Source organism: Pseudomonas sp. RW407, from assembly GCF_003176655.1.
Classification (GTDB): domain Bacteria; phylum Pseudomonadota; class Gammaproteobacteria; order Pseudomonadales; family Pseudomonadaceae; genus Pseudomonas; species Pseudomonas delhiensis.
The window spans coordinates 1,198,492-1,211,544 of sequence record NZ_QGSL01000107.1; the positions used below are offsets into that span (position 1 = coordinate 1,198,492).

The following is a 13,053-nucleotide window of genomic DNA, read 5'->3' on the forward strand; positions in this document are numbered from 1 at the left end:
CACTTCGACCTGGCCAACAACTACGGCCCGCCCTACGGCAGCGCCGAGATCAACTTCGGCCGCCTGCTGCGCGAGGACTTCCACGCCTACCGCGACGAACTGATCATCTCCACCAAGGCCGGCTGGGACATGTGGCCCGGCCCCTACGGCCAGGGCGGCAGCTCGCGCAAGTACCTGCTGGCCAGCCTGGACCAGAGCCTGCGGCGCCTGGGCCTGGACTACGTGGACATCTTCTACTCGCACCGCTTCGACCCACACACGCCGCTGGAGGAAACCGCCGGCGCGCTGGCCAGCGCGGTGCAGCAGGGCAAGGCACTGTACGTGGGCATCTCCAGCTACTCCGCCGGCAAGACCCGCGAACTGGCGGCGCTGCTGCGCGAATGGAAGGTGCCGCTGCTGATCCACCAGCCGGCCTACAACCTGTTCAACCGCTGGGTGGAGAAAGACCTGCTGGCCACCACCGACGAACTCGGCGCCGGGGTCATCGCCTTCACCCCGCTGGCCCAGGGCCTGCTCACCGGCAAGTACCTCGACGGCGTGCCCGAGGACGCGCGGGTCAACCGCCCCGGCGGCGCCTCGCTGCGCCCCGAGCACCTGTCGACGGACAACCTGCGCCGCGCCCGCGCGCTCAACGAAATCGCCGCGCGCCGCGGCCAGAGCCTGGCCCAATTGGCCCTGGCCTGGACTCTGCGCGATGCGCGGGTGACTTCGGCGCTGATCGGCGCCAGCCACCCGGACCAGTTGCACGAGAACGTCGCCGCCCTCGGCAACCTGGCCTTCAGCACCGAGGAGCTGGCGGAAATCGACCGCCACGCCGTGGAAGGCGGGATCAACCTCTGGGAAAAACCCTCCACCGACTGGCAGGACGCATGACCAAGCACCTGAAGGGCCGCCTGGCGGCCCTGCTCACCCTGTTCGCGCTGGCCGGCGGCGCCTGGGCCGACGACCCCGCCCAGTTGCGCATCGGCTACCAGAAGGCCTCCACCAGCCAGGTGCTGGCCAAGGAGCACAAGCTGCTGGAGCAGCGCTTCCCGCACACCCGCATCGACTGGGTCGAGTTCCCCGCCGGCCCGCAGATGCTGGAGGCGCTGAACGTGGGCGCCATCGACCTGGGCGGCAGCGGTGACATCCCGCCGATCTTCGCCCAGGCCGCCGGCGCCGACCTGCTCTACGTGGGCACCGAGCCGGCCAAGCCGCAGGCGGAGACGATCATCGTGCCGCAGGGCAGCCCGATCCACGCCGTGGCCGAGCTGAAGGGCAAGCGCGTGGCCTTCCAGAAGGGTTCCAGCTCGCACAACACCCTGCTGCGCGCGCTGCAGAAGGCCGGCCTGGGCATCCGCGACATCCAGCCGCTGTACCTGACCCCGGCCGACGCCCGCGCCGCCTTCGAGAGCGGCCAGGTGGACGCCTGGGCCATCTGGGACCCGTGGTACTCGCAACTGGAACTGGAGGGCCGCGCGCGCCTGCTGGCCAACGGCGAGGGCCTGGACCTGTCCGGGCCCTTCTACCTGGCCTCGCGGTCGTTTGCGGAAGGCAACGGCGCCTTCCTGCGCCAGGTGCTGGACGCCTTCACCCAGGCCGAAGCCCTGACCCGCAGCGACGAGGCCGCCAGCGTGGCGATCATGGCCCGCGTCACCGGCCTGCCGGAGGCCGTCATCCGGCGCACCTTCGAACACCGCCCGGCCAGCTCGCCGATCCGCCCGCTGAACGATGCCGACATCGCCGCACAGCAACGCACCGCCGACCTGTTCTACGCGAACCGCATACTGCCGCGCGCCGTGAGCATCGCCCCGGCGGTCTGGCGGCCAGGGCCCTGAACGGCTCAGCCACGGTTGCTCGCCATGCCGAGCAACCGCGCGATCTCGTCGGCGACCAGCCCCGGCTCGCTGAGGATCAGCCCATGGCCGGAGCGCTCGGCCAGCACGTGGCGGCCCTGGGGCGACTGCCGGGCACGGTGGGCATGGGCAGCGTTGGCTGCCGCGCGGATCTGTGCGCTCATGCCGAAGTCCGCCAGGGCACCGGAGATGACCGTCAGCGGGATGTCCGGCAGCACCGGCGGCTGGTTGCGATAGGCCTGCAGCGCCGCCACCAGGCCGGCCAGCTCGGCGCCGCGGGTGCGCATCACGGCCATGGTGAAGCCTTCCCGGCGCAGGTCGGCGAGCACGTCTTCGGGCAGCACGGCGATCGCCTTGCGGTAGCAGCGCTCCAGCAAGCCGCAGCGGGCCAGCAGCCAGCTGGCCACATGGGCGAACTTCTCCAGGCGGCGGAAGGCCGGGGTGAAGATCAGCTCGCAGGCTTCGTCGGACACGTCCGCCAGCACCAGCCCGGCGATGCGCTGCGGCTGCGCGGCGGTGGCGGCGCGCACCAGGGGGCCGCCGCCGCTGTGCGCCACCAGCACGAAGGGGCCGGGGTCGAGGTGGTCGAGCAGGTCGTTGAGGTCGTCGGCCATCCGCTGCATGCTGCGCGGCTGGGCATCCGCCGGGCTGCGGCCGAGGCCGCTGCGGTCGTAGACCACCGCGCGGGCCCGCTGCGCCACCAGCGGCTGCACCAGCCCCCAGAAGGAACGGCTGGCGGCCAGGCCGCTCTCGAACACCACGGTGGGCGCCCGCCCGTCCGCCGGCCCCGGCAGCGCCTGGTAGAACAGCTCGCGGCCATCGCGGGTGCGCGCCAGCCCTGGCGTGCCCTGGGTCGGCGCGGGTGCTGCAGGCTCGATGGCCATGGGTCGTCTCCTGGTGGCATGGCGAAAGATGGCAAATGATAATCATTAATTTACATCGATAGACAGGTACCCGTTCGCCCAGGATGACTCGGCATCCGGCGTCGCTCGGGACGGCTCCCTCTCCCGCTTGCGGGAGAGGGAACGGGGTCAACCCGAAACATCCATGCAACCGGGTTACACCGTTCGCGAGCGAGCTACTCGCGAGTTCAGTGCTCGCCCTGAAGAGCGCCCTCTCCCCAGCCCTCTCCCTGAAGGGAGAGGGAGCCAGTCCGTGCCAAGAAATGTGATGGCTTCAGCCGGAAACCCTCGGTGTTGCCGGCTGCCTCAGGAATATCCAAGCGCACCGAACAGCCCCCTCTCCCTGAAGGGAGAGGGAGCCAGTCCGTGCCAAGAAATGTGATGGCTTCAACCGGAAACCCTCGGTGTTGCCGGCTGCCTCAGGAATATCCAAGCGTACCGAACAGCCCCCTCTCCCCGAAGGGAGAGGGGGCTGGTCCGTGCCGAGAAATCTGATGGTTTCAACCGGAAGCCCTCGGTATCGCCGGCTGCCTCAGGAATATCCAAGCGCACCGAACGGCCCCCTCTCCCGCTTGCGGGAGAGGGTGGCGGAGTGGGTCCGAAACACCCATGCAACCAGCTAGCACCGTTCGCGAGCAAGCTCGCTCCTACGAGAAGCCGTGCCAGCCCGTAGGGTAGGACCTTGTCCGCGATAGCCGGACGTATCGGCGCACTTCGCGGATAAGATTCGCTCCTTGCTGCCCCACCCGCACCATTCCCCCGTCGGGCGGATAACCGTTCGCGGTTATCCGCCGTTGGCCCGAGACACCGCTGACCGTAGGCGTTATGCGCTCTATGCGCACACGGGACCACGTCCCATGCACACAACCGGGCGGAATCTTCTGCTATCCTGTGCGTCCTTTCGCTGTCGGTCACCGCCTTGACCGTGCTCCGCATGACAGCCGCGCGCCTGCGCACTCCATAAGAACCAAGGACACCTGATGACTACCTCTGCAACCGAACCGCGACGCGGTGCGGCCCTGGTGCTATTCGCCCTCGCCGTGGGCGGCTTCGCCATCGGCACCACCGAGTTCGCCACCATGAGCCTGCTGCCGCTGTTCGCCCCGGCCCTGGGCATCGATGCGCCCACCGCGGGCCATGTGATCAGCGCCTACGCCCTGGGCGTGGTGGTGGGCGCGCCGCTGCTGGCGGTGCTCGGCGCGCGCCTGCCGCGGCGTACGCTGCTGGTGCTGCTGATGGGGCTGTTCGCCCTGGGCAACGGCCTCAGCGCGCTGGCGCCGACCTACCACTGGATGCTGCTGTTCCGCTTCGTCAGCGGCCTGCCCCATGGCGCCTACTTCGGCATCGCCGCGCTGGTGGCCGCCTCGCTGGTGCCGCCGCACCGGCGCACGGTGGCGGTCGGGCGGATGTTCCTCGGCCTGACCGTGGCCACCATCGTCGGCGTGCCCCTGGCCAACTGGCTGGGCCAGGCCCTGGGCTGGCGTTGGAGCTTCGCCCTGGTCGCAGCGCTGGGCGTGACCACCATGCTCTGCGTGCGCCTGTTGGCGCCCTACTCGCCGCCCGAGGCCGGCGCCAGCCCGCTGCGCGAGCTGGGCGCACTGAAGCGCGGCCAGGTGTGGCTGACCCTGGGCATCGGCGCCATCGGCTTCGGCGGCCTGTTCGCGGTGTACACCTACCTGGCCGACATCCTCGGCGCGGTCACCCACGTCTCCCCCGCCGTGGTGCCGCTGGTGCTGGCGGTGTTCGGCGTCGGCATGACCCTCGGCAACATGTTCATCCCGGTGCTCGCCGACCGCGCGCTGATGCCCACCGCCGGCGGCCTGCTGGTGTGGAGCGCGGTGGTGCTGGCGATCTTCCCGTTCACCGCCGGCAATATCTGGAGCATCGCCCTCTGCGTATTCTTCGTCGGCTTCGGCGGCGCCCTGGGCACGGTGCTGCAGACGCGGCTGATGGACGTGGCCGAGGACGCCCAGGGCCTGGCCGCGGCGCTGAACCACTCGGCCTTCAACTTCGCCAACGCGCTGGGCCCGTTCCTCGGCGGCCTGGCCCTGGCCGCCGGCTACGGCTGGACCTCGCCGGGCTGGGTGGGCAGCCTGCTGGCCATCGGCGGCTTCGTGCTCTGGTCGATCTCCCTGGCCAGCAGCCGCCGCCAGGAAAGGGCCGCCCTGCAGGGCGACTGCTGAGCGGACGCGGCGGCCCTACCCACCGGCCGCCGTCACGGCCGCCGCGCCGTGGGCCCGTCGCCCTGCTGCCCGTCCACCCAGAGCGAGCGCAGGTCGCAGATGACCCGCGACGGGTTGCCGATGGACACCAGGCACACGCGGTTCTCCCAGCGGTCCCAGAGGAACACGTACTGGGCGTCGCCGCCGGCGGGGGTGTAGCGCAGCATCATCGCGGCCACCACGGCGATGGCCCAGATCGACAGCAGCAGGGCGAGGAACGCGACCATCTTCATGGCCACCGACCTCAGGGCCGGACCGCGAGAATGCCCGAATGCACCCGGTACAGCGCCTGTTCGGTGGTGCTGCCGATGATCTTCGCCAGGCCTGGGTGGTAGAGGGTGCCCATGACCACCACGTCCATGCGCTTCTCGTTGGCGAAATCGCTGATGACGCGGGTGGCCGGGCCCTTGACCAGGTGCTGGTAGGGCCGGCCGACGCCGAAGCGTTCGCCGATGCGGTCCATGCGCTGGCGCGAGCGGCCGCTCATCTGCTCGGCGACTTCCGGCGACCAGGCCACGGGGCCCGCGGCATAGGCCAGGTAGCCGCTGGCCAGGTCGTAGGCCTGCAGCAGGTGCAACTCGGCGCCGCACTGGCGGGCCAGGGCCTGCGCCGACTCGACGATATGGTCGTTCAACTGGTCGACGAGCACGTCGTCCTGGGACAGGTCCAGCGCGGCCAGCACCCGCTGCGGGCACGGGTTGTCGGCGGTGCTGACCAGGTGCAGCGGCACCGGGCACTGGCGCAGCAGCTGCCAGTCCAGCGGGGTCATGATGGCGCGGCTCAGGGCCGGTTCGTACTGGCTGTCCTTCACTACCAGGTCGATGCCGTGCTGCTCCACCAGGCGCAGCGCTTCCTTCAGCGGGTCTTCCGTCCACACTGCCTCGGCGACGACCTCGATGCCCTGGGCGCGCAGGTCGGCGGCGTGCGCCTCCAGCCAGCGTTCCTGGCGCAGGCGCGTCTCTTCGCGGGCGCGGGTCTGCAGCACGCTGTCGAGCACGCCCAGGCCCACCGGCAGGGCATCCAGGGTGACCAGGTGCAGGTGGGCGCCGCCGGCCAGGGCCAGGGCCTTGGCGCGCGCCAGGGCGGCGGTGTCACGGAGCAGGGGATCACAGATCAGCAGCAGGCGCGAGTAGGCGTTCATGGGGACCTCCGGAGGGGACAGGGGTTGTGCCCCTAAGCCTGCGCCTTCGCCGCCAGCGGCCCCTTGATGTGCATCAAGCACGCCGTCGCGCCCGCCCTAGGGCAGCATGCCGCGCAGCATGAACGCGGCGGAGCGGCGCACCGCGGCCCGGTGCGCCTCGTGGTCCAGCGGCTCGCGGGCGCACAGGCGCAGCAGCTGCAGGTGGCCGTAGTCGTTGAGCAGGAAGGCGGCGTAGTCCACGTCCAGGTCGGCGCGCAGCTTGCCGGCGTCGCGCAGGTCGCCCAGCAGCAGCGCCAGCTCGCCGACCAGGGCGTCGTTGTTGCGCCGGTAGGGTTCCGGCACGTCGCGCTGGTCGCCGCCCAGCAGGGGCAGCAGCGGCGGCAGGATCTCCCGCCACAGCGGCGGCGGCAGCACCTCGAAGGCGTACTCGGTGAGGCAGCGCTCGAAGTGGCAGATGGTGTCCAGCGGGTCGGCGAATTCCGGCGCGCGCCGGCGCGCCTCGGCGATGGCGCGGTGGTCGGCCGCGCGCAGCTTCTCCAGGAGGATTTCCTGCTTGCTGCCGAAGTAGGCGAACACCGTGGGCACCGACACCGCCGCCAGGCGGGCGATCTGCTCCATGGTGGTGGCCTGGTAGCCCTGGCTCTCGAACAGGTCGAGGGCCGTGCGGCTGATGGCCTCGCGGCGCAACGCCTTCTGCTGTTCACGCAATCCGCTCACTGGTTCTCCCCGGGGCGCTCGTCGATGGGGCGCCAGCATAGCCGAATCTGCATCGGATAAAAATTTTATTGACTAAAGTTTTTTAACGATTAAAGAATATTTCCGCCGCCACCCCCGCCCGTCACGGGGCCCGGGCCGCGGCGCACAACGACAAGAAAGCGCTTCGCAGGCCCCGGCGCATGGGCCGGGGCACCGCCCCGCCCGGCCGCCGCGGGCCACTGATCTGCCCACCGACAAGTACAACGACAAGGGAGCAGCAAGCATGACCCGATCCAGGTACACCTGGACGCTACTGGCGCTCGGCGCCATGGCCAGCGACTACGGCTGGGCCGGCTACGCGTTCGACGCCGGCAACCTCAGCGGGGAACTCACACTGGGCGCTGGCGCCGCCAGCATCGCGGCGCGCAACGCCAACTTCGGCCTCGGCCGCATCGACCTGCGCGACGGCCACGACAGCGGGGAGCGGGCCGACTGGCAGGAGGCCTACCTCAAGCCCGGCCTCGACCTGGCCTACGCCCTGGACGCCGACACCCGCCTGCTGGCCGGCGGCTCGCTGCTGGGCGCCGGCACCTGGGGCGACGGCGACGCCGGCGGCTACACCCGCGGCTCCGATGGCCGCGTGGGCGTCGAGGAGGCCTACGCCGGGTTGCAGCACGGCGCCTGGAAGCTCACCGCCGGGCGGCAGAACTTCATGGTCGGCACGGGCTTCATCGTCATGGACGGGCACCTGGACATGCACGACGACGGCGCCTACTGGCTGGGCCCGCGCACCGCCTTCCGCGATTCCGCGGTGCTCGCCTTCGGCCAGGGCGAGCTGGGCGCCCAGGCCTTCAGCCTGCGCACCGACGACCACCTGGGCGACTTCCGCATGGACGGCCTGAACCTCGACTACACGCCGGGCGGCGTGGTGAACCTGGGCGCCATGGCCATGCGGGTGAACTCACTGGACCGTGAGGCCAACCAGCTGCAGCCGCGCGACGGCATGCAGGTCTACAACCTGCGGGCGCTGCAGGGCAAGGTGCCGGGGCTGGACGACCTGACCCTGCACGGCGAATACGCCCTCCAGCGCGGCAGCGGCTCGGGCGTCGACTACCACGCCAGCGCCTGGTACGCCCAGGCTGACTACGCCTTCCCCGCCCTGCCCCTGCAGCCGCTGCTGAGCTACCGCCACGCGCGCTTCTCCGGCGACGACGAGCCTACCGACGACACCCAGAAGAGCTGGGACCCGCTGAGCAAGGGCTTCATCGACTGGAGCACCTGGCTGCTGGGCGACATCGTCGGCAACTACCTGCTCTACAACAGCAACGAGCGCGTCGACCAGTGGACCTTGCGCACGCACCTGACGCCCACCCTCAGCCTGGGCGGCATCCACTACCGCTTCAGCCTGGACCAGAAGGTCTACAACGGCATCCCGGTCAGCGACCGGCGCTTCGCCAACGAGAACGTGGTGTTCCTCGACTGGACGCCGACCCCGGCCGTCTACGCCTCGCTCTCGTACAACTGGGCCCAGCCCCTGGGCGCCGCGCGGCAGGTCCTGGGCAACGACGATTTCCGCACCCTCGAGATGTACGTCACCTACCGCTACTGAGCCTTCCACGGAGAAGCCCCATGAAAGCCCTGCTCGCCGCTTTGCTGTCGCTGTGCTGCTGCCTGGCCCAGGCCGAGGAACGCACGGTACGCATCTACAACTGGATCGAATACCTGCCGCCGGAGGTGCTGCAGCAGTTCCAGGCCGAAACCGGCATCCGCCCGATCTACGACACCTTCGACTCCATCGACATGCTGCAGACCAAGCTGCTGACCGGCAACTCCGGCTACGACGTGGTCTTCCCCAGCACCGCCAACCTGCACAAGCTGATCCGCGCCGGCGCCATCCAGCCGCTGGACAAGTCGAAGCTGCCCAACCTGGGCCACCTGGACGCCGGCTTCATGGCGAAGATCGCCGCCGTCGGCGACCCCGGCAACCAGTACGCGGTGCCCTACATGTGGGGCACCACGCTGGTCGGCTACAACCTCGACAAGGTGCGCCACGCGCTGGGCGGCGAGAGCATCCCGGACAGCTGGGCGCTGCTCTTCGACGAGCACAACATCGCCCGCCTGGCCAGCTGCGGGGTGGGCTTCATCGACGCCCCCGACGAGATCCTGCCCATCGCCATGCGCTACCTGGGCCTGGACCCGAACTCCAGCAACCCCGAGGACTTCCGCAAGGCCCAGGCGCTGATGCAGGCGATCCGCCCGCACATCGCCTACTTCAACTCCTCGCGCTTCGCCATGGACCTGGCCAACGGCGACACCTGCGTGTCGGTGGGCTGGTCCGGCGGCTTCGCCCTGGCCGAGAAGCTGGCCGCGCAGGCGAACAAGGGCGTGCACCTGGAGATGATGATCCCCCGCGAGGGCGTGCCCATGTGGTCCGACGTGATGGTCATCCCCAGGGGCGCGCACAGCGCCGAGGCCCACGCCTTCATCGACTTCATCCTGCGCCCGGAGGTGATCGCCAGGGCCAGCAACGCGGTGGGCTACCCCAACCCGAACAAGGACGCCACGGCGCTGGTGGATGCGCACATCCGCCAGAACCCGAACATGTACGTCCCGGCCGAGCGCCAGCACCTGCTCTACCCACTGACGCCGCAGCCGCTGAGCACCGAACGCGCCCGCACCCGTGCCTGGAGCGCGATCCGCACCGGCATCTGAGCCGCCCCCTTTCGACACCCGCAAGCCAGTGAGTAGCCCATGACCACCCAGACCCGCTCCGCCGACCTGATCATCCACAACGCCCGCGTCTACACCGTCGACCCGCACCGGCCCTGGGCCAGCGCGGTGGCGGTGGCCGGCGAGCGCATCCTCTACGTCGGCGACGACCAGGGCGTGATGGCCCACGCCGGCGCCGCCACCCGGCTGATCGACGCCGGCGGCAAGCTGGTGCTGCCGGGCTTCGTGGAGTCCCACTGGCACTTCTCCACCACCGCCTTCGCCCACCAGGCCTTCGTCAACCACGAGGACCCGCACGAGGTGCTGGCGCTGCTCAAGCACTACGTCGACGCCCACCCGGAAGAGAAGGCCATCACCGGCATGGGCTGGATCCAGGCGCTGATGCCCGCCGAGCTGCTGCGCCGCGAGACGCTCGATGCCATCTGCGCCGACAGGCCGGTGTGCCTGCTGTCCACCGACTACCACACCATGTGGGTGAACAGCCGCGCCCTGGAAATCGCCCGCATCGACCGCCACACCCCGGCGGTGGAGGAAGGCGCCAGCTGGTTCGAGAAGGACCCGCAGACCGGCGAGCCCACCGGAGTGATCGTCGACGGCGCCGCCTACTCGCTGCTGATGCAGCGCCTGAGCGAGGCCGGCTACCTGCCGGTGGGCATCGACCTGTACCTGCGTTCCATCGCCCTGTGGCAGGAGAAGCTGGTGGCCGCCGGCATCACCACCGTGTTCGACGCCGGCTTCCTCGACCCCAGCGGCGACCAGACGCTGCTCTACGAAACCCTGCAGCAGCTGGAGCGCGAGGAGCGCCTGAAGCTGCGGGTGGTCGGCAGCTTCATCGACATGGGCACCGAGAAGGACCCGGTGGCCGTGCTGCAGGGCCTGCGGGCGAAGTACGACTCGCCGCTGGTCAAGGCCCAGGCGCTGAAGCTGATGCTCGACGGCACCGAGATGAACCACACCGCCTTCCTCCTCGAACCCTATTGCGACAAGCCGCACAGCTGCGGCTCGACGGTGATGCCGGAGGAAGTCTTCGAAGGCCACGTGCGCAAGGCCGACGCCCACGGCATCGACGTGATGGTCCACGCCGTGGGCGACGGCGCCGTGCGCATGGCCCTGGACGTGTTCGAGCGCACCTACGCGGCCAACCCGCCGCGCGACCGCCGCCACGTCATCACCCACGCCTTCCTCACCCACCCGGACGACATCCCGCGCTTCCGCCGCATCGGCGTCATGGCCAACACCCAGCTGCAATGGGGCGTGGTCGACGCCTACGCCGAGGCCATCCAGAAGTCCTACGGCCACCAGCGCTGGGCCTCGATGTACAAGTTCCGCACCTTCATCGACCAGGGCGTGACCGTCTCCATCGGCATGGACGGCCTGGCCTGCCAGTGCCGCTGCCAGCACCGCCCGGTGGAGCACATCGAGTCCGGCCACACCCGCCAGCTGGCCGGCGAGCCGGACGCACCGGTGATGCCCGACGGCAACGAGCGCCTGAGCATCCCCCAGCTGATCGCCGCCTACACCCTCAACGGCGCCTACCAGTTGGGGCTGGAGAAGGAGATCGGCTCCATCACCAAGGGCAAGCGCGCGGATATCATCATCCTCGAGCAGGACCTGTTCGAGCTGGAGCGCTACCAGATCGGCAAGACCGAGGTGGCGCTGACCCTGATGAACGGCCGCATCACCCACGACGCCGGCACCACCGGCCAGGCCTGACCCGCACGGTGGCGGCCGCCGCGGCCGCCGCCCCCTCCTCCGCTGGAACCCCGCAATGCAGAACAACAACACCCGGGCCCTGCGTGCCGCCCTGATCTACATCGCCGCCACGGCGCTCATCATCATCGGCGTGCAGCCGATCTTCATCGGCCTGCTCGCCGAACGCCTGGCGCTGAGCCTCAGCCAGCAGGGCTGGGTGCTCTCCAGCGAAATGGCCGGCACCCTGCTCGGCAGCCTGCTGCTGCCCGCCCTGGGCCGGCGCTTCGGCGGCCGCGGCCTGTACCTGTACGCCGCGCTGGCCGCCGGCCTGCTCAACGCCGCCAGCGCCCTGCTGGACGACTACGCCCTGCTGCTGGCCTGCCGCTGTGCCTGTGGCGTCGCTGCCGGGCTGCTCTACGCCGGGGCCATCAACGCCCTCGGCCGGCTGCCCGGGCAGGACCGCTCCTACGGCCTTTCGCTGCTGCTGCAGACCGCCGTGTTCGCGCTGTTCGCCGCCAGCCTGCCGCTGCTGGCCGAGGCCGTCGGCAACCGCCCGGCCAGCGCCAGCATCGGCCTGTGGTTCGCCCTCATCGCCCTGGCCAGCCTGGCCATCCCCCGGCGCCTGCGCCTGGATCTACCGGCCCCGGCCAGTGGCGACGGCACGGGCTCCGCGCTGATCGGGCGCTTCGCGCTGCTGGGCATGCTGTTCCTGCAACTGGCCATCTACTGCATCTGGGGCTTCGTCGACCAGTTGGCTCGCGAGTGCGGCATCGCCGCCGTCGACGTCGGCTGGGCCTTCGGCCTGGGCGTGCTCGGCGGCCTGCCCGGCGCGGCCCTGCCCAGCCTGCTGGGCGCTCGCGTCAGCCGCGGGCCGATGATCGGCCTGGGCTCGGCGCTGGTGCTGCTGTCCATCGTCCTGCTGGGCGGCTACGCCAACGACGCCGGGCGCCTGTCCGGCGCGCTCTTGCTGATGAACTTCGGCTGGGTGCTGGCGCTGACCTACTACATGTCGTCCATCGCCACCAACGACCCGCGGGGCAACCTGACGCCCTGGGTCAGCGTCGTCCAGTCCGGCGCCGCGGCCCTGGCCCCTGCCTTCATCGCCGTGCTGCTGCAGGGCGCCGGGCGGCAGTCGATCTTCCTCAGCGCCGGCGCCGCGGTGGTCACCGGCTTCGCCCTGAAATGCCTGGCGGGGGTGGTGCAGCGGCGCCCGGCGATGCGCCGGGGGCTGGAACCCTGAGCGAGCCCGCCGGCGCGGGCTCGCCGGCGGCTCAGGCGCCCTGGAAGCAATAGGCGGCGATCTTGTTGCCATCGAGGTCGCGGAAGTAGGCAGCGTAGGCGTTCGGCGCCCAATTGCGGGGGCCGGGCGCGCCCTCGTCCCGGCCGCCGTCGGCGAGGGCCGCGGCATGGCAGGCATCGATGGCCGCCCGGCTCGGCGCGGCGAAACTGAGGGTGACGCCGTTGCCGACCGTAGCCGGCTGGCCGTTGGCGGGCCTGAGCACGAAGAACGCCGGCGAGTCGACGCCCCAGATGGAGCCGTTGTCGCCGAGGTCGGCGAGGCGCTTCAGGCCAAGGGGGGCGAGCACCCGGTCGTAGAAGGCGCGGGCGCGCGGCAGGTCGTTGCTGCCAACGGTGACGTGGGTATAGACGGTCATGTTGCTGACTCCTTTGGAGGGTGGGTGGGTGTCGCTCAGAAGCGGATAACGCTGCGGATGCTCTTGCCTTCGTGCATCAGCCCGAAGGCCTCGTTGATCTTGTCCAGGCCCATGGTGTGGGTGATGAAGGTGTCCAGCGGGATTTCGCCCTTCTGCGCCTTCTCCACGTAGCTGGGCAGC

The 13,053-nt window shown here is 70.3% G+C and carries 12 protein-coding genes and 1 pseudogene; 7 read left to right on the forward strand and 6 right to left on the reverse strand.

The features are described from left to right. Positions 1 to 873: L-glyceraldehyde 3-phosphate reductase (gene mgrA, locus DK254_RS29580; protein WP_109937347.1), on the forward strand; the 873-nt coding region annotated here is incomplete at its 5' end. After that, entirely contained in the window at positions 870 to 1,817 is a 948-nt protein-coding gene (locus tag DK254_RS29585; protein WP_109936680.1) for an aliphatic sulfonate ABC transporter substrate-binding protein, read from the forward strand. The genes mgrA and DK254_RS29585, both read left to right, overlap by 4 nt. A 5-nt stretch (positions 1,818 to 1,822) precedes the next feature. On the opposite strand, the gene DK254_RS29590 is transcribed toward DK254_RS29585, so the two are convergent. Then, positions 1,823 to 2,719 carry an alpha/beta fold hydrolase gene (locus DK254_RS29590; RefSeq protein ID WP_109936681.1) on the reverse strand — a complete coding sequence of 299 codons (897 nt, stop codon included), beginning with the start codon at positions 2,717 to 2,719 and terminating at the stop codon, positions 1,823 to 1,825. A gap of 998 nt (positions 2,720 to 3,717) precedes the next feature. On the opposite strand from DK254_RS29590, the gene DK254_RS29595 reads away from it, so the two are divergent. Further along, complete coding sequence (locus tag DK254_RS29595; RefSeq protein WP_109936682.1) at positions 3,718 to 4,920, forward strand: MFS transporter; 1,203 nt, start codon at positions 3,718 to 3,720, stop codon at positions 4,918 to 4,920. A 32-nt stretch (positions 4,921 to 4,952) separates the two neighbouring features. Here the strand turns inward: DK254_RS29595 and DK254_RS29600 are convergent, their stop codons facing one another. The 3 genes from DK254_RS29600 to DK254_RS29610 form a co-directional block, all read right to left on the reverse strand. Continuing rightward, on the reverse strand, positions 4,953 to 5,192 hold the full coding sequence (locus DK254_RS29600) for a hypothetical protein (RefSeq protein ID WP_109936683.1): 240 nt from the start codon (positions 5,190 to 5,192) through the stop codon (positions 4,953 to 4,955). 11 nt (positions 5,193 to 5,203) lie between these two features. Continuing rightward, complete coding sequence (locus tag DK254_RS29605; RefSeq protein WP_109936684.1) at positions 5,204 to 6,100, reverse strand: universal stress protein; 897 nt, start codon at positions 6,098 to 6,100, stop codon at positions 5,204 to 5,206. 96 nt (positions 6,101 to 6,196) lie between these two features. Beyond that, a complete protein-coding gene (locus DK254_RS29610; protein WP_109936685.1) occupies positions 6,197 to 6,817 on the reverse strand; it encodes a TetR/AcrR family transcriptional regulator in 621 nt (206 codons plus the stop codon). Between the two features lie 262 nt (positions 6,818 to 7,079). On the opposite strand from DK254_RS29610, the gene DK254_RS29615 reads away from it, so the two are divergent. Genes DK254_RS29615 through DK254_RS29630 form a run of 4 tightly spaced genes read left to right on the forward strand, consistent with a single transcriptional unit; the run spans position 7,080 to position 12,458 of the window. After that, on the forward strand, positions 7,080 to 8,405 hold the full coding sequence (locus DK254_RS29615) for an alginate export family protein (RefSeq protein WP_109936686.1): 1,326 nt from the start codon (positions 7,080 to 7,082) through the stop codon (positions 8,403 to 8,405). A 20-nt stretch (positions 8,406 to 8,425) separates the two neighbouring features. After that, positions 8,426 to 9,508, forward strand: a complete 1,083-nt coding sequence (locus DK254_RS29620; RefSeq protein WP_109936687.1) for a polyamine ABC transporter substrate-binding protein — start codon at positions 8,426 to 8,428, stop codon at positions 9,506 to 9,508. A 39-nt stretch (positions 9,509 to 9,547) separates the two neighbouring features. Then, positions 9,548 to 11,239: an amidohydrolase gene (locus tag DK254_RS29625; RefSeq protein WP_109936688.1), complete on the forward strand. Its 1,692-nt coding sequence runs from the start codon at positions 9,548 to 9,550 to the stop codon at positions 11,237 to 11,239. 55 nt (positions 11,240 to 11,294) lie between these two features. Beyond that, complete coding sequence (locus DK254_RS29630) at positions 11,295 to 12,458, forward strand: MFS transporter (protein ID WP_109936689.1); 1,164 nt, start codon at positions 11,295 to 11,297, stop codon at positions 12,456 to 12,458. A gap of 31 nt (positions 12,459 to 12,489) precedes the next feature. On the opposite strand, the gene DK254_RS29635 is transcribed toward DK254_RS29630, so the two are convergent. Together DK254_RS29635 and DK254_RS29640 are read right to left on the reverse strand one after the other, a co-directional pair. Beyond that, complete coding sequence (locus DK254_RS29635) at positions 12,490 to 12,873, reverse strand: VOC family protein (protein ID WP_109936690.1); 384 nt, start codon at positions 12,871 to 12,873, stop codon at positions 12,490 to 12,492. A 35-nt stretch (positions 12,874 to 12,908) separates the two neighbouring features. After that, positions 12,909 to 13,053 (reverse strand): annotated as a pseudogene (locus tag DK254_RS29640) (S-(hydroxymethyl)glutathione dehydrogenase); the annotation flags it as partial.